29 protein-coding genes are annotated in these 26,445 nt (G+C 70.6%); 10 read left to right on the top strand and 19 right to left on the bottom strand.

Translation table 11 applies throughout. The annotated features are described in order from the left end of the window. The first annotated feature begins 30 nt into the window (after nucleotides 1-30). Entirely contained in the window at nucleotides 31-798 is a 768-nt protein-coding gene (locus Q5716_RS05535) for a DUF5302 family protein (protein WP_305002094.1), read from the top strand. Nucleotides 799-820: 22 nt separating this feature from the next. Here the strand turns inward: Q5716_RS05535 and Q5716_RS05530 are convergent, their stop codons facing one another. Continuing rightward, a complete protein-coding gene (locus Q5716_RS05530) occupies nucleotides 821-1,441 on the bottom strand; it encodes an FMN reductase (RefSeq protein WP_305002093.1) in 621 nt (206 codons plus the stop codon). A gap of 1 nt (nucleotide 1,442) precedes the next feature. Further along, entirely contained in the window at nucleotides 1,443-2,648 is a 1,206-nt protein-coding gene (locus Q5716_RS05525; RefSeq protein ID WP_305002092.1) for an LLM class flavin-dependent oxidoreductase, read from the bottom strand. Nucleotides 2,649-2,776: 128 nt separating this feature from the next. On the opposite strand from Q5716_RS05525, the gene Q5716_RS05520 reads away from it, so the two are divergent. From Q5716_RS05520 to Q5716_RS05510, 3 genes are read left to right on the top strand one after another with little or no spacing between them, the layout of a single operon-like run. Then, nucleotides 2,777-3,757: a PfkB family carbohydrate kinase gene (locus tag Q5716_RS05520; RefSeq protein WP_305002091.1), complete on the top strand. Its 981-nt coding sequence runs from the start codon at nucleotides 2,777-2,779 to the stop codon at nucleotides 3,755-3,757. Further along, on the top strand, nucleotides 3,754-4,521 hold the full coding sequence (gene surE, locus Q5716_RS05515) for a 5'/3'-nucleotidase SurE (RefSeq protein WP_305002090.1): 768 nt from the start codon (nucleotides 3,754-3,756) through the stop codon (nucleotides 4,519-4,521). The genes Q5716_RS05520 and surE overlap by 4 nt, the downstream gene beginning before the upstream one ends. A gap of 13 nt (nucleotides 4,522-4,534) precedes the next feature. After that, entirely contained in the window at nucleotides 4,535-5,338 is an 804-nt protein-coding gene (locus Q5716_RS05510) for a hypothetical protein (protein ID WP_305002089.1), read from the top strand. A gap of 4 nt (nucleotides 5,339-5,342) precedes the next feature. Here Q5716_RS05510 and Q5716_RS05505 read toward each other — a convergent pair whose 3' ends face one another. Beyond that, entirely contained in the window at nucleotides 5,343-6,536 is a 1,194-nt protein-coding gene (locus Q5716_RS05505) for an alpha/beta fold hydrolase (RefSeq protein WP_305002966.1), read from the bottom strand. 5 nt (nucleotides 6,537-6,541) lie between these two features. Next, nucleotides 6,542-6,955 (bottom strand): hypothetical protein, encoded by a 414-nt coding sequence (locus Q5716_RS05500; protein ID WP_305002088.1) that lies wholly within the window; start codon nucleotides 6,953-6,955, stop codon nucleotides 6,542-6,544. 90 nt (nucleotides 6,956-7,045) lie between these two features. Here Q5716_RS05500 and Q5716_RS05495 point away from each other — a divergent pair, with 90 nt between their 5' ends. After that, nucleotides 7,046-8,206, top strand: coding sequence for a hypothetical protein (locus Q5716_RS05495; protein WP_305002087.1), 1,161 nt, complete (start codon nucleotides 7,046-7,048; stop codon nucleotides 8,204-8,206). A 58-nt stretch (nucleotides 8,207-8,264) separates the two neighbouring features. Here the strand turns inward: Q5716_RS05495 and rpsO are convergent, their stop codons facing one another. Then, nucleotides 8,265-8,534: a 30S ribosomal protein S15 gene (gene rpsO, locus Q5716_RS05490; RefSeq protein ID WP_179496501.1), complete on the bottom strand. Its 270-nt coding sequence runs from the start codon at nucleotides 8,532-8,534 to the stop codon at nucleotides 8,265-8,267. Between the two features lie 116 nt (nucleotides 8,535-8,650). After that, on the bottom strand, nucleotides 8,651-8,956 hold the full coding sequence (locus Q5716_RS05485; RefSeq protein ID WP_305002086.1) for a hypothetical protein: 306 nt from the start codon (nucleotides 8,954-8,956) through the stop codon (nucleotides 8,651-8,653). Between the two features lie 43 nt (nucleotides 8,957-8,999). Here Q5716_RS05485 and Q5716_RS05480 point away from each other — a divergent pair, with 43 nt between their 5' ends. Then, a complete protein-coding gene (locus Q5716_RS05480) occupies nucleotides 9,000-10,181 on the top strand; it encodes a MarP family serine protease (protein WP_305002085.1) in 1,182 nt (393 codons plus the stop codon). On the opposite strand, the gene Q5716_RS05475 is transcribed toward Q5716_RS05480, so the two are convergent. From Q5716_RS05475 to Q5716_RS05465, 3 genes are read right to left on the bottom strand one after another with little or no spacing between them, the layout of a single operon-like run. Beyond that, nucleotides 10,178-10,936 (bottom strand): hypothetical protein, encoded by a 759-nt coding sequence (locus Q5716_RS05475; RefSeq protein ID WP_305002084.1) that lies wholly within the window; start codon nucleotides 10,934-10,936, stop codon nucleotides 10,178-10,180. The two genes, Q5716_RS05480 and Q5716_RS05475, sit on opposite strands and share 4 nt — an antisense overlap. Nucleotides 10,937-10,981: 45 nt before the next feature. Next, nucleotides 10,982-11,347: a nuclear transport factor 2 family protein gene (locus Q5716_RS05470; protein WP_305002083.1), complete on the bottom strand. Its 366-nt coding sequence runs from the start codon at nucleotides 11,345-11,347 to the stop codon at nucleotides 10,982-10,984. Nucleotides 11,348-11,357: 10 nt separating this feature from the next. After that, nucleotides 11,358-12,020 (bottom strand): lysoplasmalogenase family protein, encoded by a 663-nt coding sequence (locus Q5716_RS05465; RefSeq protein ID WP_305002082.1) that lies wholly within the window; start codon nucleotides 12,018-12,020, stop codon nucleotides 11,358-11,360. Between the two features lie 22 nt (nucleotides 12,021-12,042). Between Q5716_RS05465 and Q5716_RS05460 the strand changes: the two genes are divergently transcribed. Next, nucleotides 12,043-12,267, top strand: a complete 225-nt coding sequence (locus tag Q5716_RS05460) for a KTSC domain-containing protein (protein ID WP_305002081.1) — start codon at nucleotides 12,043-12,045, stop codon at nucleotides 12,265-12,267. Here the strand turns inward: Q5716_RS05460 and Q5716_RS05455 are convergent, their stop codons facing one another. The 6 genes from Q5716_RS05455 to Q5716_RS05430 all read right to left on the bottom strand — a co-directional run bounded on the left by Q5716_RS05455 (nucleotide 12,268) and on the right by Q5716_RS05430 (nucleotide 19,306). Further along, the gene (locus tag Q5716_RS05455; RefSeq protein ID WP_305002080.1) at nucleotides 12,268-12,711 is read right to left on the bottom strand and encodes a VanZ family protein; all 444 of its coding nucleotides are present in this window, start codon (nucleotides 12,709-12,711) and stop codon (nucleotides 12,268-12,270) included. Nucleotides 12,712-12,755: 44 nt separating this feature from the next. Beyond that, nucleotides 12,756-13,547, bottom strand: a complete 792-nt coding sequence (locus Q5716_RS05450; protein WP_305002079.1) for a nuclease-related domain-containing protein — start codon at nucleotides 13,545-13,547, stop codon at nucleotides 12,756-12,758. A gap of 196 nt (nucleotides 13,548-13,743) precedes the next feature. Further along, complete coding sequence (locus tag Q5716_RS05445; RefSeq protein WP_305002078.1) at nucleotides 13,744-15,978, bottom strand: UvrD-helicase domain-containing protein; 2,235 nt, start codon at nucleotides 15,976-15,978, stop codon at nucleotides 13,744-13,746. A 180-nt stretch (nucleotides 15,979-16,158) separates the two neighbouring features. Beyond that, entirely contained in the window at nucleotides 16,159-17,400 is a 1,242-nt protein-coding gene (locus tag Q5716_RS05440; RefSeq protein ID WP_305002077.1) for a PrsW family intramembrane metalloprotease, read from the bottom strand. A 45-nt stretch (nucleotides 17,401-17,445) separates the two neighbouring features. Then, nucleotides 17,446-18,015, bottom strand: a complete 570-nt coding sequence (locus Q5716_RS05435) for a hypothetical protein (RefSeq protein WP_305002076.1) — start codon at nucleotides 18,013-18,015, stop codon at nucleotides 17,446-17,448. Nucleotides 18,016-18,034: 19 nt separating this feature from the next. Continuing rightward, complete coding sequence (locus Q5716_RS05430) at nucleotides 18,035-19,306, bottom strand: MFS transporter (RefSeq protein WP_305002075.1); 1,272 nt, start codon at nucleotides 19,304-19,306, stop codon at nucleotides 18,035-18,037. Nucleotides 19,307-19,390: 84 nt separating this feature from the next. Between Q5716_RS05430 and Q5716_RS05425 the strand changes: the two genes are divergently transcribed. Then, nucleotides 19,391-20,350 carry a GlxA family transcriptional regulator gene (locus tag Q5716_RS05425; protein ID WP_305002074.1) on the top strand — a complete coding sequence of 320 codons (960 nt, stop codon included), beginning with the start codon at nucleotides 19,391-19,393 and terminating at the stop codon, nucleotides 20,348-20,350. On the opposite strand, the gene Q5716_RS05420 is transcribed toward Q5716_RS05425, so the two are convergent. Beyond that, on the bottom strand, nucleotides 20,340-21,149 hold the full coding sequence (locus Q5716_RS05420) for a mycofactocin-coupled SDR family oxidoreductase (RefSeq protein WP_305002073.1): 810 nt from the start codon (nucleotides 21,147-21,149) through the stop codon (nucleotides 20,340-20,342). The genes Q5716_RS05425 and Q5716_RS05420 overlap by 11 nt on opposite strands. Before the next feature lies 1 nt (nucleotide 21,150). Beyond that, nucleotides 21,151-21,696, bottom strand: a complete 546-nt coding sequence (locus Q5716_RS05415; RefSeq protein ID WP_305002072.1) for a carboxymuconolactone decarboxylase family protein — start codon at nucleotides 21,694-21,696, stop codon at nucleotides 21,151-21,153. Nucleotides 21,697-21,772: 76 nt separating this feature from the next. Here Q5716_RS05415 and Q5716_RS05410 point away from each other — a divergent pair, with 76 nt between their 5' ends. Continuing rightward, on the top strand, nucleotides 21,773-22,894 hold the full coding sequence (locus Q5716_RS05410) for a hypothetical protein (RefSeq protein ID WP_305002071.1): 1,122 nt from the start codon (nucleotides 21,773-21,775) through the stop codon (nucleotides 22,892-22,894). 24 nt (nucleotides 22,895-22,918) lie between these two features. On the opposite strand, the gene Q5716_RS05405 is transcribed toward Q5716_RS05410, so the two are convergent. Next, nucleotides 22,919-24,316 (bottom strand): FAD-binding oxidoreductase, encoded by a 1,398-nt coding sequence (locus tag Q5716_RS05405; protein WP_305002070.1) that lies wholly within the window; start codon nucleotides 24,314-24,316, stop codon nucleotides 22,919-22,921. Nucleotides 24,317-24,320: 4 nt separating this feature from the next. Continuing rightward, the gene (locus tag Q5716_RS05400; RefSeq protein WP_305002069.1) at nucleotides 24,321-25,298 is read right to left on the bottom strand and encodes an alpha/beta hydrolase; all 978 of its coding nucleotides are present in this window, start codon (nucleotides 25,296-25,298) and stop codon (nucleotides 24,321-24,323) included. Between the two features lie 80 nt (nucleotides 25,299-25,378). Here Q5716_RS05400 and Q5716_RS05395 point away from each other — a divergent pair, with 80 nt between their 5' ends. Next, a complete protein-coding gene (locus Q5716_RS05395) occupies nucleotides 25,379-26,368 on the top strand; it encodes a LacI family DNA-binding transcriptional regulator (protein ID WP_305002068.1) in 990 nt (329 codons plus the stop codon). The last annotated feature ends 77 nt before the right edge of the window (nucleotides 26,369-26,445 follow it).

The following is a 26,445-nucleotide window of genomic DNA, read 5'->3' as shown; positions in this document are numbered from 1 at the left end:
TTGTTCATCTCGCCTCGCTAGAACCGCAGTATGGATGCCCTGACCGCGTTGCTGGCCGCGGCCGGACCGTGGCTCTACGCAGGGGTCTTCGTGCTCGTCGTCGCCGACGCGTTCACGGTGGTCCTGCCGAGCGAGACCGTCGTCGTGGCGCTCGCGTCGCTGTCGCTCTCCACCGGGCATCCCTCGCTGTGGCTGCTGATCCCCATCGCCTGGCTCGGCGCGATCGTCGGCGACAACGCGTGCTTCTGGCTGGGGCGGCGCATCGGCACGGAGCGATGGCGCTGGATGCGAGGGCCGAAGGTCTCGAGGGCGATCGGGTACGCGCGGCGCGCGCTCGAGATACGGCCGGCCTCGCTGATCCTCACGGCTCGGTACATCCCGTTCGCGCGGATCGCCGCCAATCTCACCGCCGGCGCGACCGGGTTCCCGTATGGGCGCTACCTGCCGTTGACGGTGCTCGCGGGACTCGGCTGGGCCGTCTACAACAGCATCGTCGGGGCGCTCTTCGGCGCGTGGCTCTCGGCGAACCCGATCCTCGCGGTCGTCGTCTCGGTGGCCGTCGCCATCGCGCTCGGGGTCGGCATCGATGCCGTCACGGCGCGGATCGCCTACGCTCGGGGTATGGATTCCGACAAGCCGAAGACGGACGAGGACACCAAGCGCAAGTTCCGCGAGGCCCTCGAGCGCAAGAAGCAGGGCGCGCAGTCGCACCCGGGCGGTGTGGAGGGGGACTCCGCGATCCACGGCAAGCACGAGAAGGCGGGCGGGAAGCGCGAGTTCCGCCGCAAGAGCGGCTAGGACTCGCGCCTCCCCCTACTGACTACTGAGCCCCGAAGCTGCCGACGGGGCTGAAGCCCTCGGGGAGGGCGAAGGGGTCGCGCACCTGCTGGGAGCGGTCGGAGACCGCGACGAGCGCCGCGAGCTCGCCCGCCGCGCGCTCGATACGACCGGGGAGGGCATCCTCGGCGCTCCCCCAGTCGCTCGACGCCGCGTACACGCCCGTCGGCACGGGCACGGCGTGCAGGTACGTGAAGAGCGGGCGCATGGCGTAGTCGATCGCGAGCGAGTGGCGCTCGGTGCCACCGGTCGCGCCGAGGAGCACGGGAAGCCCGGTGACCGACTGCGGGTCGAGAACGTCGATGAACGACTTGAACAAGCCGCTGTAGCTCGTGGTGAAGATCGGCGTGACGGCGATGAGGCCGTCGGCGGTCGTCACCGACTCGATCGCGGACTCGAGCTTCGGCGGCGCGAACCCGGTCAGCAGGTTGTTGGTGATGTCCTGCGCGAGGTCGCGCAGCTCGATCGTGGTGACCTCCACCTCGATGCCCTGCTCACGAAGGGCAGCGGTGGTCGCGGCGGAGATGCGGTCGGCGAGCAAGCGCGTCGACGAGGGCTGGCTGAGGCCCGCCGAGACGACGGCGAGCTTTCGCGTGGTGGTCATGTCAGTTCCCCTTCCGGGTTGCGGCGAGGCCGAAGGATGCTCCCGCGGGAGCCGCGGAGTCCTGATACGGGCGGTCGCCGGAGAGGTTGTCCCCGCGGTTCGCGTTGGGCCGCGCCTCGCGCGCGGGCCCGCCGTTGTACGCCTTCGCGACGAGCGAGGCGTGGGTCGGGGCATCCGGGACGTCCGCCGGGCGGTCCTTGGCAAGCTCCTTGCGGAGAACGGGCACGACCTCCTCGCCGAGGATGTCGAGCTGCTCGAGGACCGTCTTGAGCGGGAGGCCCGCGTGGTCGACGAGGAACAGCTGGCGCTGGTAGTCGCCGTAGTAGTCGCGCATCGCGGCGTACCGGTCGATCACCTGCTGCGGGCTTCCCACGGTGAGCGGGGTCTGCTCGGTGAAGTCCTCCATCGACGGGCCGTGGCCGTACACCGGTGCGTTGTCGAAGTACGGGCGGAACTCGGTCCATGCGTCCTGCGACTTCGGGCGGATGAACGCCTGGCCGCCGAGGCCGACGATCGCCTGAGCCGCGGTGCCGTGCCCGTAGTGCTCGAAGCGCTGGCGGTAGTAGGCGATGAGGCGCATGTAGTGCTCCTTCGGCCAGAAGATGTTGTTCGCGAAGAACCCGTCGCCGTAGTAGGCGGCCTGCTCGGCGATCTCCGGGGTGCGGATGGAGCCGTGCCAGACGAAGGGCGCCACTCCGTCGAGCGGGCGCGGGGTCGACGTGAAGCCCTGCAGGGGCGTGCGGTACTTGCCCTGCCAGTCCACGACGTCCTCGCTCCACAGGCGGCGCAGGAGCGCGTAGTTCTCGATCGCGAGCTCGATGCTGTCGCGGATGTCCTTGCCGAACCACGGGTAGACCGGGCCCGTGTTGCCGCGACCCATCATGAGGTCGATGCGGCCGTCGGAGAGGTGCTGGAGCATCGCGTAGTCCTCGGCGACCTTCACGGGGTCGTTGGTCGTGACGAGGGTCGTGGCCGTCGACAGCTGCAGAGTGCTCGTCTGCGCGGCGATATACGCGAGCGTCGTCGTCGGGCTCGAGGAGAAGAACGGCGGGTTGTGGTGCTCACCCAGTGCGAAGACGTCGAGCCCGACCTCCTCCGCCTTCTTCGCGATCGTCACGATCGCCTTGATGCGCTCGGCCTCGCTCGGGGTCGTGCCGGTGGTGGGGTCAGTGGTGATGTCACTGACGGAGAAGATGCCGAACTGCATTGTGTGCTCCCGGTGCTGATTATTTCCATGCGTTTGCATTGAACAGTGTACCCAACCGGGCATACCCTCCCAGTATTCCCGCCCGCAAGCCCTCGAACTCCCAGCCACCGCCGACCTAGCGTGAGGTCATGAGCGTGGTGATCTTCGCACCATCCCCTGTTCTCACCGTCACGGTGGAGGGCCACTCCGGCAGCGACGACGGCGACGTCCACGTCCACGCCGGCGGGCAGGGCGTCTGGCAGGCGCGGATGCTCAGACGGCTCGGCGTCGAGGTGACCATGTGCTGCGTCCTCACGGGCGAAAGCGGGCGCATCCTGCTCCACTTGCTGCGAGACGAGGGCATCGACGTCGTCGCAGTCGAGCGACCCGGCCGTGGCGGCGTCTACGTCCACGATCGGCGGGACGGCGAGCGGCGCGCCGTCATCGAGACCGGCGGCGACCCGCTCTCCCGGCATGTCCTCGACGAGGTGTACGGCGAGGTTCTCGGGGCGGGCCTCGACGCGAGCCTGGTCATCCTGTCCGGACCCGCGAGCCAGGACGCTCTTCCCGCGGACGTCTACCGAAGGCTGTCCGCGGATATGAAGACCGCGGGGCGGCGGGTCGTCGTCGACCTCGCCGGCGACCGGCTGGACGCCGCGGTCGCCGGCGGCGCCCACCTGGTCAAGGTGAGCGACGAGGAGCTCGTCGCCGACGGACGGATCGAGGAGTCGACAACCGAGGAGATCATCGCCGCGATGCGCTCCATCCACGACGCCGGAGTCGCGGTCGTGGTCGTCACGCGGGCCGACAAGCCGCTGCTCATGCTCGCGGACGGCGTGCTCAGCGAGGTGTCGACCCCGACGATGGAGGTCGCCGACCACCGTGGCGCGGGCGACTCCCTCACCGCGGGAATCGCCGCATCCCTCAGCGCGGGCGGCACCGCGCGCGACGCCGTCGTGCTCGGGGCGGCGGCCGGGGCCCTCAACGTCACACGGCACGGTCTCGGCACGGGCGACGCCGAGACGATAGCCAAGTTCCGCCAGCTCGTGAGCATCCGGGACGTCGCGGGGCCGACCGCTGCGTCGAGCCTCAGCCCGGTCGAGCTCGCCCGACGGGTGGAGCCGTCGTGACGGCGGTCCTCATCACCAACGACGACGGGATCTCGTCGCCCGGTCTGTGCGAGCTCGCCCGGGTCGCCATGGGGCTCGGACTGGATGTCACGGTCGCGGCACCCCGCTCCCAGTCGAGCGGAGCAAGCGCCTCCATCCTCGGCACGCACGAGGACGGCAGCATCCGCTTCGCCCCCCAACGACTCGACTCGCTGCCCGACGCCCGCGCGTTCGCAGTGGACGCGGCTCCCGGCCTCATCGCCCTCGTCGCGGCACACGGCGCCTTCGGGGCGGTACCCGACCTCGTCCTGTCCGGGATCAACCGGGGAGCCAACGTGGGTCGAGCCATCCTGCACTCGGGCACGGTCGGGGCAGCACTCACCGCCGGAGTGAACGGAGCGCGCGGGCTCGCGGTGTCACTCGATGTCGGCATGGACCCGCTCGTCGAGCACTGGAGCGCTGCGGCTCCCCTCATCGAGCGCGTGCTGCCCCTCATCCTGGACGCCCCGACCGGAACGGTCTACAACCTCAACGTGCCGAACACCGTCGAGCCGTGCGAGCTGCGCGAGGCACCCCTCGCTCACTTCGGCATCGTGCAGACGACGATGACCGCCCCCGGATCGGGCGAGGAGGGCGGTGTGCGGCTCTCCGTCGCCGACTTCCCTGCGGACCAGGATCCGGGCAGCGACGCGAACCTCCTCGACGCCGGGTTCGCGACGATCACGAGCATCACGTCGGTCGCGGACGCCCCCGAGCGGGTGATGGTGGGGAGCAGAACCGGCTGATACTGTCGCGCACATGACGAACCCTCAGCCGGTTCCCGCGGGGACGGGACCCAGCGACGGCGGCCGCGACATCCTCGCCATCCTGCTCATCGCCCTCGCGGCCGGAGTCGCCCTCATCGTCGGGCTCGTGCTCGTGCTTGTCGCGTTCGCGCCGAAGCCGACGGAGTCGTTCAGCTATGACTTTCCGGAGGCGGAGTGCGGGCAACCCTGCCTCGGGCTGGATAACGTCCGTGTCGCCGCCGGCACCGCGGCCGAGGTCGCCGCGCTCGGCGCCGCTCTCGGGCCCGTCGATTCGAGCGTCTCATCCGTCGAAGACTGGGAGGCCGAGGCGACGGAAGACTTCTATCTCGCAGGAGGCAGCCCGCAGGCCTGCGTCTTCGCGATCAGTCGAGCGCCGATCGCACCTCAATCGCAATCCACTGGTTACTACGACGAGTCGGTACTCGATGTGCTGAGCGCGACCGGGGCCGTCACGGTCACCCAGGTGGCTCGGCTCTCCGATCGCGGCCTGGACTCGGGTCGCTACCCCGGGATGATCCGGGGTGCACTCAACCGCTGTCCGAGCTACACCGTCGAGAAGGATGACGGGACTGTCGAGGAAGTCGACGTGACCCCGCTCCCGATCGATCTCGACATCCCCGGCGTGGAGACAGTCGCCTGGACCGAGAACCGCCCATCGGACGTATCGGTCGTCATCGACCTGCACTACGCGAACGTCGCTGTCAGGACTGAGGCGACCGGGTCATCCATCGACGTCGCGGCGCTCACCGAGCTCGCGCGAGCGACGGCGGAGCGGCTGGTCGTCCTCGGCGAGTGAGGCCTCAGCAGGTCTGGGTCTGCGGCTCGCCCGAGAGCACCCCGGCGAACCACGGCAGCAGGTGCGGCAGCGACACCTCGGCCGCCAGAAGGTGGGTGATGCCGTCGAACGTGCGGAACTCGACGTGCTCGCCGGTGCCGCACAGGTGCTTGACGTAGTCCTCGGTGGCGGACGGATCGACGGTGTCGTCGGCGAGCCCCTGGGCGACGAAGACGGGCACGCCGATCGGGCTCGCGCCGGCGCTGTTCTCCTCGAGCATCGTCGTCCACGGCTCCGTCTCCGAGGGGTTCGACGACACGAAGTTGCCGATGAGGGGCTTGGCGATCGCGTGCAGCTGCTGCCCCTGCGTGAACAGGCACAGCGACGTCAGGTCGTCGAGAGCCTTCTTGCCCTGCTCGGTCAAGACCGCGTCGATCTCGTCCTCCGAGTACCGACCCGCGTAAGCCGCAGAGAATGACGGGAAGGCGTAGGCGGAGATCGTGACGCCCGGCATCGACTGGATGTCGTCGTCCATGAGCTCGGTCAGGTCCGCTGCCGGTGCGGCGACCGCGACGGCCTCGACGGTCAGAGTCGGGGCGTAGCCGCCCGCCGCCTGCTGCCCCGCGAAGAGCGCGGCCTGACCGCCCTGCGAGTGCCCCCAGAGGAGCACCCGGTCGCTCAGTCCGTCGGCGACCTGCTGCGCGGCGAGAACCGCGTCGAGCATCGCATTGCCCTCCGTCACGCCGACGAGGTACGACGAATCGCCCTCGACCGCCATGCCGGGGTAGTCGGTCGCGACCATCGCGTATCCCGCCGCGAGGAACTCGTGCAGGCCGGTCATCATGAGGAAGGGGTCGAACAGCAGCGACGGCGCGCACGGTCGCGCGGCCCCGCTCGTGGGGTGGCCCCAGGAGACGACGGTCCGCCCCTCGGCGGGCGCCGGGTCATCCGGGACCACCACCACGGCCGACGCGAGCACGCGGCTGCCGTTCACATCGGTCGTGCGGTAGACGACGCGCCACGCGCTGGAGCCGAACGGGGCGCTCAGGATGGGTGCCGCCTTGACGACACTGCCCGCGTCCCCGTCGGCCGAACTCGCGGGGACGTCGTAGAACTGCGAGTCGGTGAGCTCGTCGAGCGCGTCCTCGTCGACGCGGCGCTCGGCATCCCAGAGGCAGCCGGTGAGCAGGATGCTGCATGCCGCAAGCAGCACGAGCATCCGCTTCACCGAGTCTCGCCCATCTTGAGCTCGACTCGGTAGAGGCCGCCCTTGCGGATGATCTCGACCGGGATGCGCTGCTTGCGACCCGCGATGTCCAGTCGCGAGAGCGCCTCGTCGACGATCGACTCGAGGCCGCGCGGCACCCAGCCGACCGGCCCGCTCACCCGGGACCCCGTGAAGAGCCGCACCTCGATGGGCGCGTCCTCCGCATCCTGCTGCTGGCTGCGGCGACTAATGGCAGTCTCGAGGGGACCCGCCCCGCTCTCGACGATCTCGCGCAGCACATCCTGGTGGGGGTTGCTGCCGGCGAGCCGAAGACGCACCCGCGCATTGTTGGGCGTGAGCCCGTACTTGTACTGCGAGAAGGACCCCTTTCCGAGGTCGTTCTTGTCGAGGTCGGGCATCTCACTGGGCATAGACGGATGCTACCCGGCGGAATCACTTGAGGAGTACTCGGGGGCGCCGCCGATCGGCTAGCCTGGCGGAACCGCAGACACGGAGGAACGGTGGACGACACGCAGGCGCCCCACGACGACCCGACGACCCCCTCGGCGCCCTCGCCGGAGGCCTCGGTCGCTCCCCCGGCACTCCCCCTGCCGCCCGTCGAAGCACCTCCGGCCGAAGCACCGCCGGTGCCGGTCGCCCCACCCGTCTTCGCACCGCCCGTATTCGCACCGCCGTCGTATCCGCCGCCCGCGACTCCGGCGCCGCCCGCACCTCCGACGGATCCGCCTGCGACCCACGCCGCAGAATCATCCGGGTCGGGTCGTACGATCGCCATCGTCGTCGCGATCATCACCGCGTGCGTACTCGTGCTCATCGGCCTCGGCGTCGCGATCTTCTTCGTCGCTCAAAGCGCCATCCGCGCCCTCGACACCGGGGCGAGTCCCGTCGCGGAGGAGTCGGCGGACCCCGACCAGCCCCGGGACGAGCCCACCGACGCACCCGCGGGCCCCACGCCGGAGATCCTTCCGCTGATCGAGGGAGCGCCCGGTCCGGCAGTCGCCATCGACCCACTGCTGTGCCCCGGCGACTGCTTCCCGGCGGACGCTTTCGGCGGCATCGGGCTGGACTCGGACGTGTACGCCGGACTGGGCGCGCTCGAGCAGACGGAAGCATGGGGCGACTACGCCGACACGACGCCAGGCAAGGAGTACACGTATTCCGCCCGCTACTGGAACGAGGGCGAGGGGACGCCTGCGGAGTGCTTCCCCGTCTACACCCAAGTGCCGGTCGCGACGCCGTTCGATGTGCGACCGGATGCGCCGGACGACGTCATCGCCTACCTCGGCTACTACGAGACCTCCGACCAGTACTCCGGTCTGCAGGAATCCGGTCGCCTCTTCGTCGACTCAGCGTCGGCGGAGACCCACATGACGACGCTCCAGGGCATGATCGCCTCCTGCACCGGCTACGAGATCGGCAGCGGCGACTCGTACTGGACCGCCGACGTGACCCCGATGCCCGCCCTCGACGTGCCGGCGAGCGTTGCCGCGGTCGGCTGGGTCGAGGACTCGCCGTGGGGGCGCTTCTACGCGGTCGACCTCCAGCGCGGGAACCTGGTCATCCGGGCCGCCCTATACACCGACGGAGTCGTTGGCGAAGAGGGCTTCCGCCAGTACGCCGAGCAGCTCGCCGAGCAGCTCGCCGACCTCGAGACGGAATGAGAAACGGGCCGTCACCCCTCAGGGTGACGGCCCGTCGTCAAGTTCGACGCGATCGCGACTAGCGACGCAGCCCCAGGCGCTCGATGAGCGAGCGGTAGCGCTCGATGTCGATGTCCTGGAGGTAGCCCAGGAGACGACGGCGCTGGCCGACGAGCAGAAGCAGGCCACGACGCGAGTGGTGGTCGTGCTTGTGCTCCTTCAGGTGCTCCGTCAGGTCCTTGATGCGCTGCGTCAGCATCGCAACCTGGACCTCGGGGGATCCCGTGTCACCGGGGTGGGTAGCGTACTCGTCGATGATCGCCTTCTTGACACTGGCCTCAAGAGCCATAAGGTGATCCCCTTTCTCTCGTTGCGCGGCGCTTCGGGCGGGATGCCCGAGCTCTCTTTATCCGCGGCCGTTGGACGGCAACCTTGAGAGTTTAGCAGAGGCCGGGCATCCGCCGCTCACCGCGCGAGCGCGGCCGGCACGATGAGCAATGCCGACAGCAGGACGACAATCACGCCGATCGCGACGCCGGCCATCGGGATGCCGCGGTCAGACCGCTTCGAGCGTCGGGCGAAGAACGACCACGACCAGAGGAGCGCCGCGATCGCCACGCCGGCGAACAGGAGCGCCCCGGCGATAGCGAGCCACGGCGGGACCACCTGGCCGAGGAAGTAGGCGGGGACGAGCAGGAGCAGCTGTGCGCCCGAGATGATGAACGGCCACGTCCCGGCCGGGGTGGGGCGGCGCGAAGCGGGGTCGGTCATGCAGACAGGGTAGCGGTCAGCGGGAGGACGTAGGCTCGCTGCCATGGCCACGGAGTCGATCGTGCTGGACGTGCTGCTCGTCGTCATGCTGCTCGGATACCTCGTCTACGGCTTCCGAGCCGGGCTCTCGCACGCCGTCTTCGCCTTCGCGGGAATCGTGGGCGGCGTCGTCGCCGCGTTCTTCCTGGTGCCGATCGTGTCCGCGTGGGTGCCGATCTCGACCCTTCGCCCCGTCGTCACGGTCGTGAGCGCCCTCGGCCTCATCGCCCTCGGCAACCTGCTCGGCACTCTCATCGGGCGCAGCGCCCGCCGAGGGGTCGAGGAGAGCCCCCTCAGCGGCCTCGACCGACTGCTGGGCGCGATCGCCACCGGGGTCGCCGCCGCGCTCATCGCCTCCGTCGTGGGGTTCAGCGTCGGCCAGCTCGGCGTGCCCGTGCTCTCCCGCGCCATCGCGGGCTCGAGCGTGCTGCGCACCATCGACTCGCTCACCCCGGACCCGGTGCAGGCATGGCTCGCACAAGTGCGCGGCGCGGTCATCGAGAGCGGACTGCCCGTCATCACCGAGGCTCTGGGCATCGAGGAGCCGAGCATCCCCGAGATCGACGCCGGCTCCCCCGCCCTCACCGCCGCTGCGCAGTCGGTTGTGCGCATCACCGGCAACGCCTTCGCGTGCGGCGTCGCGCAGGCCGGAAGCGGCTTCGTCGTCGCGGACGAGCGGGTCGTAACGAACGCCCACGTGCTCGCCGGCGTCACCGAGCCGGTCGTCGAGTCGCCGGGCGGCCAGACCCTCGCCGGGTCGGTCGTGTACTTCGACGCCATCGACGACCTCGCCGTCATCGCGGTCCCCGGACTGACCGCCGCGCCGCTGCCCCTCGGCGACACCGCACCGCAGGGCACGGATGCCGCGATCCAGGGCTATCCCTACGGCGGTCCGTTCTCGTCCGCTCCCGCCGGCGTGATGTCGGTGCGCACCGCAGACGTCGAGGACATCTACCACCGCTCGGCCTCCCCGCGCGAGGTCTACACGCTCGCGGCGGACGTGCGCGAGGGCAACTCGGGAGGGCCCCTGCTCTCGCTCGATGGCGAGGTGATCGGGGTGGTCTTCGCTCGAAACGCCGACACGTCGACGGTCGGCTACGCGATGACGATGCAGGAGCTCGATCCGGTCGCGGAGTCCGCCGCCGGCCTCTCCGCGCCGGTACCGTCCGGCAGCTGCGCCGGCTAGCGCTCGAACGGCACGAGGGCGCCGTCGGGCAGGTAGCACGAGTCCGCGGGCTCGTGGTCGACCGTCGCCGCGGCGTACCAGAGGAACGAGTCGCCGAGCTCATCGAGGACCCCCTTGCCGACGGTCGCGACGATCACGCTCCCCTCGACGACGACGTCGCGCTTCTTGAGACTGACGCGCTCGCCCTCGTCGAGACCGGGGTCCTCGCGACCGCTGCCCGGCCCGCGCTTGCCGTTGTCTCGCTCATCGTCGTCGCGCTCATCGTCGTCGCCGCTCGGGAGCCGGTAGACGACGAACTCGTCGACCGAACCGCCCTCGAACGCCACCGCGATCTGCACGCGGGCTGCCGCGGACTCGGTGTAGAGCTCGAGGGTAGCGTCCGTATCCGGGAGGGGCTCGGAGAGCACGAACACCACGCGCAGGTCGCCGCCGTCGGCACTGAGACCGATCGAGTCGAGGTCGGTGCCGGTGCCGTCGCCCCGAGCATCCACGCACTCGTTCGGTCCGGCGACCCGGGGCGCCGACGTCGCGGTCGGAGTGGGCGCGACCGCGGCGGGAGGCGGGATGCTCGGCTCCGCCTCCGGTGAGCCCGGTGCACCCGCTCCCGCGAGTGCCCACACGACTGCAGCGAACACGATCGCCGCAAGGACGCCGACGGCCACGAGGACGAGCGGACCGACCGCGACCCGACGCTGCCGGTCGGGCGGCTCGGGCGGCTCGGGGAGGTCGGCGGGGCCGAGGGGCTCGGTGCTCATCGCGGACACGCTAGCAGCCACGGCTGGACGACTTCGTCGCGCTCCTCAGCTGCGGGGGCGGGCGATGTACCAGTCCGTGAACTCGCGGGCTCGGCCGTCGGGGGCGAGCCGGACGACCCAGAGGTTGTCGTAGGTGCCGCCCTTGTCGCCCTCCGGGTATCCGCTCACGCACTGCACCACCGACACGTCGCCCTCGGTCGCGACCGGGGTCCACTCGAACGTCGTCGAGCCCGGCGGGTCCTGGTGCTCGAGCCATCCCGCGATGATCTCCTCGATGCCGGTCCACGGCGCGGCGGACGGCGCACCGCGGTAGACCGCGTCGTCGGTGAACAGCGCGCGGATATCATCGGTGTCGTTGGACTCCCAGGCGCGGCGATAGCCGGCCACCCACGTCTCGATCGGCGTCGTCATGACATCCGGTCTACGCGACGGGCGCGCGGGACGCAACCCGGTGCTGCGCGACGAGGACTGCGCCGGCGACGATGAGGCCCTGGCCCGCGATGTAGGGGGCCATGATGACGGCGTCCGCCTCCCACAACGAGAACCCGGGCAGGAAGAAGCGGAGGGCGAGGACGGTGTCCGAGACGAGGAAGAGCGTCGCCCCGACCGCGACGAGCGGGGTCGTCGCGGTAGCTGCTGCCGCCGCGGCGCACATCACGAGGCCGTAGATGACGACGGGAACGGCGAGCGCGCCGATGTGGGGCACGAGGACCACCAGGAGCGCTCCCCACCAGGCGAGGAAGAGCAGCGGCCACCAGCCCCACCTCCGGGAGTGCAGCGGGCGCACGTACAGCACGAGGTAGAGCGCGTGCGCGAGCAGGAAGCAGCCCAGCCCGAGCAGGAAGCCGAGATCCCCCGGGTCGGCGAGAAGGATGTCTCCCGCCCACGAGAAGCCGATCGCGAGCGAGGCCCACAGCGCGATCTCGGATCGCAACCGCGGCAGCGCCACGAGGAGCGCGAGCAGGAGGGCGGGCATGAGGGAGAACTTCGTGACGAGCGCCGGCCAGTACAGGTCCGCGACGAGGCAGTACAGGTGCGCGAGCCCGACAAGGACGAACGGCGCGAAAGCCCACGAGCGCTTCATGAAGCCAGCGTAGGCTGTCGGCATGACTGCGGCACCCTGGCGCATCGTCAGTTCCTCGCTCATTCGAGCGGTCGCCTACGACGAGGCGTCGCGGGAACTCCGGGTGCGCTTCTCCAGCGGATCGGTCTACCGCTATCTCGCCGTGCCGCCCGACGTTGCCGCCGACCTCGTCGATCCGCCGTCGGGATCGAGCGGTCGCTACTTCAACGACCACGTGCGTGACGCGTTCGACTTCGACGAGGAGTGATCAGGCGCCGCTGAGTGCCGCTCGCGCTCGCGCCCGCCGAGCTCCGGCCGCCGTCAGCAGTAGCGCAAGCAACGTCCCCAGGATCGCGCCGATCGAGTTCGCGACGAGGTCCCGGGGATCGGAGACGCGACCTGCGATGCCGCGTTGGGCGAGCTCGATGGCGACGGTAGCGACGACACCGAGGAAGATCGCCAGCCACCACTGCCGCCGCCCGAGCAGGAGCACGAAGAACAGTCCGAGCGGAACGAAGAGGGCGATGTTCGCGGCGAACTCGAGTCGGGAGAACGTGAGCCAGTCCGTCGCGTCGAAGCGCGCGAAGAATCGTGCGAGCGGCCACAGGATCGAGTCGTCCACGGCGCCCGATCGCGGCGTGAGCGTCAGCCAGCCGACGAGGGCGAGATAGGCGATCGTCGCGAGGCTGAGGATCGGGTGGCGCAGGAACATCCCCCCATGCTGCCCGATCGCACTGGGAATCGCCGGAACGGATCCTAGGAGGACACCACGGCGGCGACCGCGCGCGCGACGACCAGCCACAGGCCCACGCAGCCGACCGCGAGAGCGCCGCCGGCCCACAGGGCGCGGCGGAGCAGCGCCGATCGCACGTCCTGCCTGACGATCGCGAACGCCCGGTGCAGGCCCGGCAGGTCGAGAGACTGGGGCTGCGGCGGGGGCCAGGTGGACTCGAGGTCGGCGAGATCGGACACCCTGGCCACCTCGTCGCCGGAGAGGACGCGCGGCGAGCGGTGGAGCATCCGATCGAGATCGGCGGAGGCGACAACGCGCACCGACGTCGGCGCCGTGCGCTCGACGAGGCGGCGAGGGTCGACGACGACGAGGAGTGCCCGCACGCGGACCGCCTCGCCCGCCGCGACCGACAGGTGCTCGCCCGCGAGGTCCGCCTGCCGCGCGGCCTCCGCGACGTCGTCGGTCGGCTCGCCGGAGACCAGCAGGGCGCCGTCGACGACGACATCCCGGTCTCCGTGGTTGGCAACCCGCACGGCGAAGACGCCCGCGGGCCCGATCAGGAGGTGGTCGAGCGTCGAGGACCCGAGAGGGATGTCGTGGAGCACGTCCCAGCGCTGGCCGAGGTTCTCGAGCATGTCGCCGACGAGCAGTTCGCCGAGGGCGGCCCGGTACTCGTCCCGCGAGCCCGGAGCCAGAGGCGAGAGGCCGAGCATCCGGGCCCAGGGCGAACGCGCGGGCGCGTCGGACTGCGCGGCGACCACGGCGGCCATGGCGCTCTGCGCGGCGATGCGGTCGCGAACGCCCCTGCCGTCCATGTCGTCCCCCGCCCGGAAAATAGGGGGAATACGACGTTGGGCCGGAGGCTCCCCCGCCTCCGGCCCTACTCGTAGCGACGAATCGCTCCCGATCGAACCGTCCCTCCCCCGAAGGACTGTGGTTCGTAGGAATAGTGTGCACACGCTGAGAAACTGCTGCAAACCCCCACTACGGGGGAAACTCGTGTGGGGGACGTTACTCGTGTGACTCGCCGACGATGCCCTCCGGTACCGGAGAGGTCGAGACGACATGGAGCCGCTGGGTGGGCCTCGTCATCGCGACGTAGAGCGCCGCAGCGCCGCGCGAGTGCTCATCGATGACCTCCTGGGGCTCGGCGACGACGACGGCGTCGAACTCGAGTCCCTTCGCCTCCTGCGGAGAGAGAAGCGCCACCGCCCGATTGAGCCCGCGGGGGCCCACCCCGACGTCATCGCCGAACGCCTCGCCCAGGGCGGCCTCGAGCTCCGGGATGCGCATCGGCGGGGCGATCACGGCGAGGGTGCCATCACCCAGGGCACGATCGGCGCGAACCGCGTTCACGACGGCAGGCGCGAGTCGCGGTGCGCGCTCGACGAAGACGGGCCACTCGCCCTCGCGAACCGCTCGCGACCTCGTGATCGCGACGCCGTGCGCGAGAGCCATCGCCTCCGCGACGGCGCTGATCTGCGCGGGCGTCCGGTAGTTGACGGTCAGCTCCTCCAGGCGCCAGTTATCGCCGACGTGGGGGCGCAATGCATCGCCCCAGCTCGACGTGCCCGCCGCGGCGGAGGCCTGTGCGACATCGCCCACGATCGTGAACGACTTGAGCGGATTGCGGCGAGTGAGGACCCGCCACTGCATGGGCGAGAGCTCCTGAGCCTCGTCGACGACGATGTGGCCGTAGGTCCACTCCCGGTCCGCGGCCGCGATCTCCGCCGTCGTGCCGCGGTCGAGGACGGCCTCGAAGCCCTCGGCGAGGGTGCGGGCATCCACGAGGCCCTCGACGTCCATGTTGCGGATGGCGGCCTCGGCGTTCTCGATGTCGCGCTTGCGCTGCCTCTTCTGCTCCGCCTTCTGTGCGTCGCTCACCGTGTCCGCTTCGCCGAGGAGCTCCGCCGCCTCGTCGAGAAGGGCGACATCGCTCACGGTGAACGGCTCATCCCGGGAGCGCAACAGCAGGGCGCGCTTCTCGGGGCTCCACCCCGGCGTGAGGCTGGCAAGCCACTGAGGACGGGCGTAGAGGTCCTGCAGGAGTTTCTGCGGGGTGAGCGGCAACCACGCCGTGTTGAGCAGCACCTTGACGTCGTAGGACGTGCGCAGGTCCTCGCGGAGCCACGCCTGGTCGGACTCCTCGATCGTGTTCCCGTGATCGCGAAGCTGTTCCGCGAGCTGTCGGGCGAGAGCGGTGAGCGCTGCCTTGTTGAACGTCGTGCGGGCAACGTTGTGGGGCTTGCGGGTATCCCACGCGCGCTGCATGGCGGAGTGGATGAGGGACGGCTGCACGAGCATCCGCTCCCCGTTGACCTCGATGAGCTGGGGCTCCGCGGGCACGATCTGACGGGAGCGCACGGCCTTCTGCAGGAGGGATGCCATCTCGAGTCCGCCCTTGACGGCGGCCGTCGCGGGGGCATCCTCGACGAGCGCCTCGACGCCCGGGTAGAGCTGGCCGACACTCGCGAGGACGACGCCGGTCTCACCCAGCGAGGGCAGCACCTGCTCGATGTACTGCAGGAACGAGCGCGACGGCCCCACGATGAGCACACCGGATGCCGCGAGCCGCTCGCGATGCGAATACAGCAGGTAGGCCGCCCGGTGCAGCGCCACCGCCGTCTTGCCCGTGCCCGGCCCGCCCTGCACGACGAGGGTGCCGACGAGTTCGGAGCGGATGATCGCATCCTGCTCGGCCTGGATGGTGGCGACGATATCGGTCATCCGACCGGTGCGCCGCGCGGTGAGCGTGGCGAGGAGGGCGGCCTCGCCTTGGAGGCTGTCGACGTCGGCGTCGAGCAGCTCGGGGTCGAAGATCTCGTCGTCGATGCGCACGACGTCGCGACCCTGGCTCTGCAGGTGGCGGCGGGCCCGGGCGCCGAGCGGCGTGGCAGCCGTGGCCTGGTAGAAAGCCCTGGCCTGCGGCACGCGCCAGTCGAGGAGGAGGGGGTGCTGGTCGTCGTCGCGCAGCCCGATCCGACCGATGTACAGGTGCTCGTTCTCGCCCTCGGCCAGCGTCAATCGCCCAAAGGCGAGGCGCTCATCCACCTGACGCAGCTGAGCGATGCGATCCTCGTAGATGCGGGCGAACGCGTCGCGCTCCGACCGGTTCTGGTGCGTTCCGCCCAGGTTCGCCCGGCGCACCGCCTCGAGCTGCTGCTCCGCCTCGATCCGGAGAGCGTCGAGCCGGGCGTAGAGGCCGTGGACGTAGTCGCGCTCGTTGCTCAGCTCGCTCGACGGCATCCGCCCACCTCTCGAAAATCAGGCCTTCCATTCTAGTCCTCGTCGAAGAGGCTCTTGCGCCCCCGGCCCGCCGGTGGCACCCTGGAGGCAGAACAACTCATCGCCCGGAAGAGTCGCAGGCATTGCCGCACCGCCGGGCGATGAGTCTGTTAACGAGCGCCGCGCTCGCGCCCCTGCTGCCTAGGCGGCGGGCGCCGCGGCGGGAGGGACGATCGCGCGGCGGGACTCGACGACCGCGCCGAGAAGCAGGGCCTCGTCCGCCTCGGCCGTCGCACGACCGCGGCCCGTGATGATGCGCTGGCGCGCGAATGCGAGCTTCGTCGCATTCTGGATGTACCGCTTCATCTCGCGGCGCCGTCCCCGGGCGCCGGCCCACGCGAGAGCCTGACGGCGACCCTGCGGCGTGGCGAGCACAGCGACCTCGTCGGGGGCGAACCATCCGACCGCGGCATATTCGGAGAGCCGGTCGCTCGTGAGCTTCGACTCCTGCCGACGCAAGAAGATGACGAGCCCCACCGCCCCGGCGAAGAGCGGCACCTGCACGAGGAGGTAGTAGCCGTAGAAGTCGCTGACGAAGAAGAGGGCGCCGTTCCAGAAGGCGTGGAGCAGGACCGCGGGGATGAGACCGAGCAGATAGAAGCCGATCGCCCCGATCGCCCCCGTCCGACGGGCGGCGAGTCCGAGCGCGATGCCGATGAACGAGGTGAACATGACGTGGGCGAACGGGGACATGATCCCGCGCATCAGGAAGATCTGCACGACGCTGGCGTCGACTCCACCCGCCTCGATGAGTTGCGAGCCGAAGTAGAGGATGTTCTCGGTGAAGGCGAATCCCCCCGCGATCCACGCGGCGTACACGATGCCGTCGACGGGCCCGTCGAAGTGCTTGCGCGCCGCCCAGAACAGGATGAGCAGGCCGAGCCCCTTGCCGCCCTCCTCGACGATGGGAGCCTGGATGGCCGCGCTGAAGAACTCGTAGCCCGGGCCGGGCCCACCCATCGAGTTGATGACGTTGTCGATCTCCGAGCCCACGATGAGGGCGATCAGGACCGAGACCCCGGCGCCCCACAGGAAGGCGAAGACGACGGCGACGCGTGGCTCGGGCTCCCACTTGTCGATCCAGCGCACCCCGAAGAACACGATCGCGAGCGGGATGAGGGCCATGATGCCGCCGAGCGCGAACGCGTCGATGCCGAGGCCGGCGACGAGGTAGACGACCACGAAGAGCGCTACGACCGAGAGGACGATGATGCCGACGATGCCGAGGGCGAGGAGCCCCGAGCTGCGCCGCGGGACGACCGGCACCGCGGCCGTCGCCGTCGCGGCCGTCACCTCGACGGGGGCGACGGCCGGCTGGGCCGCGGTCACACCCGCCGAAGCGGTGTAGTCGGTCGTGCGGGAGGTCGGATCGATCGACGTCATGCCACGACCCTACCGGCTGCCGCCGGGGCCGGCCGGAGCCTCTCCTCAGCCCTGCTGCTCGCGCAGGATCTGCAGCGCCCGGTTGACGCGGTCACCGAGACCGGCCACTCGCTTGCGCGCCGTCCGCGAGACCCGGTCGACGAGCTCGTCGATCTCCGCGCGCTGCTGCTCGTGGATGCTCGCCCGCGCGCTCGCCGCGGCGACCGACGCCCGGGCGGCCGCGAGTGCGAGGACGTAGGTCACGACCGGCAGCGGCAGCGCGAGCAGGACGATCGGCCAGTAGGAGGCGGAGAGGACGACCAGCACGATCGCCAGAGCGGAGGGGGCAAGCCGCCAGGGGGTCGCCCGCCACAGCTGCTCGGTGGCGCCGCGACCGGGCGGGATCGCGCGGGCGGCCTCGCGGGCATCCAGCTCGGCGATCTGCTCGCGCCACGACTCGAGCTGCTCGGGGGCGACGCGAGAGCCCTCGGCCTCGAGGAGCGCCGCCTTGATGCTCGAGAAGGCGGACAGCTGCGGGAGCCGACTCGCGGTGAGCACCACGTCCGCCAGCTGGAGCGCGAGCAGCCCTACCCAGAGCGCGAGGAGGAGCACGGCCAGCAGCAGGTCGGTGGTCACCCGTCGACCTTACCGCGCCCTAGCTCAACGCCACCTGGCGCGACCGGGTGATGCTCGCGCTCACCACGGCGGCGACGAGGCACAGTCCCGCAGCTCCGAACCACGCGAGCGTGTACTCCCCCGTCGAATCGCGCACGACGCCCGCCACCGTGGCGGCGATAGCGGCACCGACCTGGTGCGAGGCGAACACCCAGCCGAAGACGATCGGGCCGTCCTTGCCGAAGACCTCGCGGCACAGCGCGACGGTCGGCGGCACCGTCGCCACCCAGTCGAGTCCGTAGATGACCACGAAGACGATGATCGGCGGCTGCACCGTCGCCGACAGCAGCAGCGGCAGGACGAGCAGCCCGAGTCCGCGACCCGCGTAATACACGGCGAGCAGGATGCGAGGGTTCACGCGGTCGGTGAGCCACCCGGACGCGATCGTCCCGACGATGTCGAACACGCCGACGATCGCGAGCAGTCCGGCTGCAGTCGTCTCGGGCATCCCGTGGTCGTGCGCGCTGGGGATGAAGTGGGTGCCCACCAGTCCGTTCGTGGTCGCCCCGCAGATCGCGAAGCCCGCGACGAGCGCCCAGAAGGTGCGCACCCGGCTCGCCCGGGCAAGGGTGCCCAGGGCGAGACGAACGGCGTTTCCCCTCGGGCGCTCGGCGGGCACCCAGGTCTCCGGTGCGCCGAAGGGCGTGACGCCGAGGTCGGCGGGCGAGTTGCGCAGGAACAGCAGCACGAGCGGGACCACGAGCAGCGCTCCCGCCGCGACGAGCAGCGAGGCCTGCCGCCAGCCCTGCTCCGTGACGAGGATGGCGATGAAGGGCAGGAACGCGAGCTGGCCGGTCGCCGAGCCAGCGGTGAGCACGCCGACGACGAGCCCGCGACGCCGGACGAACCACTGGTCGGCGACGGTCGCGGCGAACACGAGCGCCATCGAGCCGGTACCCAGTCCGATGAGGACGCCCCACGTGAGCACGAGCATCCAGGGCTCCGTGGCGAAGATGCTCAAGCCCGCACCCGCGGCGACGAGCAGGAGGGCGACCGACGTGACGCGCCGGAGCCCGAAGCGCGCCATCAGTGCGGCCGCGAAGGGCGCCATGAGGCCGTACAGCAGGAGGTTGACTGTGACGGCGAGGGACAGCTCGGTCCGCGTCCAGCCGAACTCCTCCTCGAGTGGCAGCATGAGCACGCTCGGCGCCGCACGGAAGCCCGCCGCGCCGACGAGGGCGAGGAAGGCTACCGCGGCGACGATCCACGCGGGGTGGAATCGACGAGTCCGGACGGGCGCGATGGGAGACATGCCTTCGAGTATGCTCTCGGTATCGCTGGCGAGAATGCCTTCTATCGCAAGGATTCTGCCAAACCTCGTCGAAGGAGGGCCAGGATGCACGAGATCGTCGCGATCGCGCTCCAAGACAGTGTCGTACTCGACCTCGGGATACCGCACCAGGTGTTCGGAACGGCGCGCGGCGCTGCGGGCGAGGAGCTCTATCGCGTGCGCATCGCGAGCGTCGACGGGGCCCCCATCCGCACGACCGCCGGGTTCGACGCCGCCGTCGCCGACGGGCTCGAGATCGTCGACGAGGCGGACACGGTCATCGTGCTTCCCGGACGCGAGGCCCGAACGGGGCCCATCGACCCCCGCGTGCGCAGGGCGGTCCTGGGTGCCCGGGACCGCGGCGCGAGGATCATGGCGATCTGCACGGGGGCGTTCGTGCTCGCCGAGCTCGGCCTGCTCGACGGCCGTCGCGCCACCACGTACTGGATGCGCTCCGCCGAGTTCGAGGAGCGATTCCCCCTGGTGCGGCTCGAGCCCGATGTGCTGTACGTGGACGACGGCATCCTGACGTCAGCGGGCGTCGCCGCCGGACTCGACCTGTGCCTGCACGTGGTGCGCTCCGACCATGGGATGACCGTCGCCAACGACGTGGCCCGGCGGCTCGTCATGCCGCCCATCCGATTCGGGGGGCAGTCGCAGTACATCGAGCGGCCGCGGCCGGCGGACGAGGGCGACAGGTTCTCGGAACTGCTCGAGTGGGCGCGAGCCCACCTCGCGAGCGACCTGTCGCTGCCCCGCCTGGCCCGGCGGGCGGCCCTCAGCGAGCGCACCCTCGCCCGGCGATTCCGGGAGCGGACGGGCTCGAGTCCCGGTGCCTGGCTCGCCGCAGAGCGCCTCGACCGGGCGCGGGAGCTGCTGGAGTCGACCGATCTCACGGTCAAGGAGATCGCGGCCGCCTCGGGCCTCGGCTCCGCGGCTAACCTACGGTCCAGGTTCAGTCAACGATTCGGCCTCGCGCCGGGCGACTACCGCCGAAGCTTCCGGCCCGCTCCGCTCAGCGCGTGAGTAGACCGGCGTCGAGGGTGAACTGGGCGCCGGTGGCGAAGCGCGCGCGGTCGCTCACGAGGTACAGCACGAGCTCGGCGACATCCTCGGGCTCGATCCACGGCACCCCGGGCAGCAGGTTTCCCGCGCTGCGCTCGGCGATCTCGATCGCCGTCGCCCCCTCGAGCTCGGCGAGGCCGTCGTTCATGGGAGTGTTCACGCCCGTCGGGTGGATGCTCACGACGCGGATGCCCTGCGGCGCGAGCTCGATCGCCCATGCCTTGGTGAGCCCCGTGAGCCCGTGCTTCGAGGCGACGTAGTGCGACAGCCGGTTGCCACCGCGCAGGCCCATGACCGAGGAGTTGTTGACGATCACCCCGCCGCCGCGGCGCTTGAGCTGGGGAACGACGGCACGGGCGACGAGGAACGGCCCCTTCAGATTGATGTCGAGCATCGCATCCCACTCGGCCTCGGTCATGTCCTCGAGGGCGGCGTAGGCGACGATGCCCGCGTTGTTGACGAGGATGTCGATGCCCCCGAGCTGCTCGACGGCGTCGTCGACCGCGGACTGCACCGCGGCGGCGTCTCGCACGTCGCCGACGGCGAGGACCGCGCGGCGACCGAGGGCCTCGACCTCCGTAAGGAGGGACCCGAGTTCTGCGGGCGAACCCTGGCTATAGGCCGGGTAGGCGATCTTGGCGGCCACATCGAAGGCGACGATGTCGGCACCCGCTCGGGCGAGCGCGAGGGCGATCGCGCGGCCCTGGCCGTGCGCCGCGCCCGTGATGAACGCGACCCGGCCCTCCAGCTCGGCCGTCACGTCACCGGGTCCGCTCGTCGCCGGGCTTGCGGTAGTCGTAGAGGACCTCGTCGAGCGGCACTCGACCGACCGTGTTGAAGAGATTCGTTGCGACCATCTGACCGGCGAACGCCAGCAGGAGCACTCGCAGCTCCGGCCGGAAGGCTTGCTCGAGGCGCGAGTAGAACTCGTCGGGGATCCCGCCCGGGTCGCGCACGATCAGTCGGCCCCAATCGATGAGCAGCTGCTCGGTCTCCGTCACCTGCGGGTTGTCGGGGTCCTCGCCGTTGTCGATCAGGATGCGCCGGAAGAACACCGAGCACACGAGGCAGTCGTTCTCATCGGAGATCGCGTAGGAGAACAGCGACACCGCCCGCTCGCCGATGAACGGCACGAGCTCGTCTCGAAGCGTGTACCACTCCATGTAGGCGGTGAAACTCGGGACGTGGCTGAGCAGCGTCGCCTTCATGTTGGTGATCCGCCCGCCGTGGAGACGGACCTGCCGGTCGGCGGCCGCGCGCTGCTCGGGGGTGCGCGACTCCTCGCTCGTGAGGGGCAGGAAGGTCATGGCTCCACAGTACCGGCGGCGGAGCCGGCTGGCCTTCCGCGTTACCGAGCGATACGCTGAGTTGAGGAGGTTTCATTTGGTAGCACCCCTGTCCTTCACCCGCGCCTGGTCGATCGCGTTCCGATCCTCGGCGCTCGCCCACCTCCTCGGCCTGTACTGGCTCTCCCGACGACCGCAGGCCGGACCGAACGGAACCTTCTTCCAGCGCAACGTCCTCCCGATCATGATCGCGGTCGCCGTCGCCGCGGTCCCCCTCGCCATCAATGCGGTGGTGCACTCAATCGATCCGGCGCTCGCGATCGACACGGACACGAAGGACTTCCCGCTCTCGTTCGCGCTCGCCGCCCTGACGGCAGCGCTCTGCTACTGCGCCAGCACGGGATTGCGCTTCGTCAACGACCGCCGGAGCGAACTGAAGTTCACGCTGCACGATCCGGAGCTCCAGAAACGGCTTCGTCGACTGGTGCTCGGCTACTTCTCGTGGGTCACGCAGACCGCGTTCGTGATCGTCATCGTCGGCGCGGTCGCGTGGTCGATGGCAGCCTGGGCCCTCACCACGGACCGGACGTTCAGCGTACCCGGCTGGATCGCGCCGCTGTGGCTGGCGGGCGTGGGCGCGCTGTGCCTGCACTGGTGCGTCCCGCTGCCCCTCGTACTCGACCTGCTTCTGCGGCCCGCCGCCCGGCCGACCGTCGTGAAGCACGACCCCGCATCGACCCCGTGGATCAAGATTCTCGCTCGCGTGGCGGGCTTGGGCGGCGCGCTCATCGTCACCATGGCGTTCCTCATCGCCATGCTCCTGCTGTGGATGTTCGTCTTCAGCCCGGCCGTTCCGACCGTGAGCATCATCGCGCTCGCGCAATCGATGCTCGTCTGGCTCGCCGTGTGCCTGCTCGTCATTGCGGCGTGGTTCTCACTCATTCCGATGTGGCAGCTCACCACCGTGGTGACGACGGCGAAGCGCATCCGCCTGTCCGAGCTCGACGACGAGATCACGGCGCTCGCCGCATCCCCGGTCGGGCGCTGGAGAGGCGGTCGACGGGCCCAGCTCCTCGCCGAGTACCAGCAGGTATCGCAATCGCCGGACACGCCGTTCGCGGCGGCCGGGCTCATCCAGTACACGGCGGCCATCACGGGAACCGCCATCGCGCTCGCGGTGCCGGCACTCGTGGACGCGCTGTCCCCCGCTGGCGGCTAGCGCCCGGTCCGACGGCAGTCCGCGCTACCGCTCGAACACCTTGCCGGGGTTCAGGATGCCGAGCGGGTCGAACACGGACTTCACCTGCCGCTGCAGCTCGAGCTGGTCGTCGCCGAGCTCGTCCTTCAGCCAGCGCCGCTTGAGGAGCCCGATTCCGTGCTCCCCCGTGAGGGTTCCCCCGAGGCGGAGAGCTGCCAGGAACAGCTCGTCGGCGGCCGCCCAGATGTGCTCGGGAACGTCGTCCCCCTCGAAGACGAAGTTCGGGTGCAGGTTGCCGTCGCCCGCGTGCGCGACCGTCGGGATCTCGATGCCGTAGCTGCGCTCGATCTCGCCGATGGCCGCGAACATCGCCGGTAGGGCGCTCCGCGGGACGCACACGTCCTCGATGAGCACGGTGCCGAGCCGCGCGATCGAGGGGTGGAACGAGCGGCGCACCTGGAAGAGCCGCTCCCCCTCCTCGCGGTCGGCGGACAGCGTCGCCGCTCCCCCGAGCGAATGGATGCTCGCGAGCGCCGCTTGCGACTCGGCCAGGGCACCGGGCCCGTCGAACTGCACGATGAGCTGCGAGCCGCCGGGATGCCCCACCCCCAGGTAGTCCGCGATGTGCCGCATCGCCGACTCCCCGATGAGCTCCATGATCGCCGGGGCAAGACCCGACGCGGTGATGACCGCCGAGGCGCGCGCCGCATCCTCGACGGTCGCGAAGCTCGCGCTGATCGTCGCGACCGGCCCCGGCGTGATGCGCTTGGCCCGAACGGTCGCCTCGACGACGACGCCGAGGGTCCCCTCGGAGCCGATCATGAGCGCCGTGAAGTCGAGGCCCGTGACGCCCTTGACGGTGCGGTGGCCGAGCTCGAGCAGTCGGCCGTCCGCGAGCACGACCTTGAGACCCAGCACGGCTTCGCGGGTCACCCCGTACTTGGCGCACAGCAGGCCGCCCGCGTTCGTCGCGATGTTGCCGCCGACGGTGGAGATCGCGCGGCTCGCGGGGTCGGGCGCGAACCACAGTCCGTGCGGCGCGAGCTGCGCATTGAGGTCGGCGTTGATGATGCCGGGCTGCACGACGGCGAGCTCGTCGTCGCGCGAGACTTCCAGGAGCCGGTCCATCCCGAGCATCGAGAGCACGATCTCGCCCTCGCTCGCGATGGCGCCGCCCGCCAGTCCCGTACCGGCGCCGCGCACCACGACGGGCGTGCGGGTCTCGCTCGCGATGCGAAGCACGGCCTGGACGTCCTCGGTGCTCCGCGGTGTGACGACGACGAGGGGCGCCGACGGGGAGACGTGCCCCGACTTGTCCTCGCGCGCGGCCTCGAGCGCCGCGGCATCCACGGACACCGCGTCGCCGAGCGCGGATCGGAGCCGGGCGACGACCCCGGTCCCGTCGGTACCGGCGGCAGATGGTGCAGTCGCTGCGGTGCTCACTCCGTCATTCTGACACGGGGACTGCCACCCCTAGAGCCCTCGCGAGGGTCTCGAATCGCCGACCCCAGGCGCGCCGGGAGACCGCCGCGAGGGGCGCGATGCCGTCGAAGCCGTGCACCGTGCCGGCTTCCACGTGCAGCTCGCAGCGCCCGCCCGCCGCGAGCACCCGGCGGGCGAAGTCGATGTCGTCGTCGCGGAACAGATCGAACTCGGCCGTGTCGATAGCGAGGGACGGGAGGCCGGCGACGTCCTCGGCCCGGGCCGGCGCGGCGTAGTGGTCAGCGGGTGCACCTCCGAGGTATGCGGCCCACGCGAGCTCGTCGAGGCGGGCGTTCCAGACGGGCGCGAGCGCGAGCTGTTCGTGAGCAGCCGTGATCCCCCGGTCGTCGATCATCGGGTAGATCGCCTGCACATAGTCGATGCGGGGACCGCCCCGATCCCGAGCCAGGAGCGCGAGGCCGAGAGCGAGGCCGCCGCCCGCGCTCGCCCCGGCGACGGCGATGCGCCCCGCGGCGATCGCGGGATGCTGCGCGCTCGCGATCCACTCGAGAGCGCGATAGCAGTCCTCGACGGGAGCCGGGTGCGGATGCTCCGGTGCGAGCCGGTAGTCGACCGCGACCACCGCGACCGCTGAGCCGTCGGCGTAGGCGCGGCACAGGGCGTCGTCGCCCTCCGCCGCGCCGAGGATCATCCCGCCGCCGTGGATCCAGAGCAGGGCCGGGGCGGGGGCGCCGCCCCGTGCCGCGTGGATTCGCAGTTCGAGCGCGTCGCCGTCGGGGCCGGACACGTGCACGACGTCGGGAGCGGGCGAGACGACGGGGCGCTCCCGCGCGGCGGCGAGCCCGGCATCCAGCTCGCGCAATGCGCTCACCTCGAGCTCGCCGTCGGGCAGCCACGGCGTGAGCGTCGCCGCGATCGCCGGGGCGATCTCGGGGTCGACGTTCGCGATGATGTCGGTCTCCGTGCGGGTACGGGGAGCCATTGCACCTCCTGGGTCGTCGCCATGCTAGCCCCGCGCGCCCGCTATCTGAAATCGATTTATTGGAACTAGAGTGGGGCGCTATGGCCACCATCTACGAGGTCGCGGCTCTCGCCGGCGTCTCGCCCGCAACCGTCTCCCGAGTACTCAACGGAGCCGCGGTGTCCCCGGAGAAGGTGCGCCTCGTGCGCGAGGCCGCCGAGCAGCTCCAGTTCACGCCCAACCGCACCGCGCGTCGGCTGCGCAACCAGTCGTCCGAGCTGATCGCCCTCCTCATCCCCGACGTGGAGAACCCGTTCTTCACGGCGCTCGCCCGGGGCGTGGAGGACAAGGCTCAGGCCGCCGGGTTCTCCGTCGTCCTGTGCAACACCGACGACGACCCGGCGAAGGAGACGCGCTACCTCGACATCGCGAACTCGGAGGACATGGCGGGGGTCATCCTCGCCCCGGCATCGGAGGACGGGGATATCCGCCACGTCACCGACCGGGGCCGCCCGGTGGTCGCCGTGGACCGCAACACCGGGCTCACCATCGACTCGGTGATGGTCGACAACCGGGCTGCCGGTGTCGCCGCGACGACGGCGCTGTTCGACGCCGGCTACGAACGCGTCGCGTGCATCGCGGGCCCCCTCGGCCTCGAGTGGACCGAGGAGCGCAGCCTCGGCTGGCGCCAAGTGGTGTCCAAGCGCGGCGCGGGCGAGACGATCGATCGCTACCTCCAGCACGCGAACTACCGTGTCGACGGCGGCCGAGCGGCGATGGCGGCGCTGCTCGCGCTCGACTCGCCGCCGGACGCCGTCGTCACCACGAACAACCTCATGGGCGTCGGGGCGCTGCAAGCGCTCTCCGAGGCGGGCATCACTCCGCCCGACTTCGGCGTCGCCGTCGTGGGCGACCTCCCCTTCTCGACGCTGCATCCCGACGCGATCACGCAGGTGCACCTCCCCGCTCGCCACCTGGGCACGACGGCGGCGACGATGCTGCTCGAGCGGATCGCCGGTGACGACCAGCCGGCGCGGACTGTCGTGCTGCGGGCGGATGTCACGCGCGGTGCCGCGCGTCCCGCCCGCTGAGCACACCGAATCTGCAATCGGTTTCTCGCACTTCAGCCCTGAAATACCGGGTTTGTCGCGTGTTTCATCGCGTAACT

Origin of the sequence: Antiquaquibacter soli (assembly GCF_030580675.1) — a bacterium.
Lineage (GTDB): Bacteria > Actinomycetota > Actinomycetes > Actinomycetales > Microbacteriaceae > Rhodoglobus > Rhodoglobus soli.
Note: the sequence above shows the minus strand (reverse complement) of the source record. Positions and strands in the feature narration are given on the sequence as shown.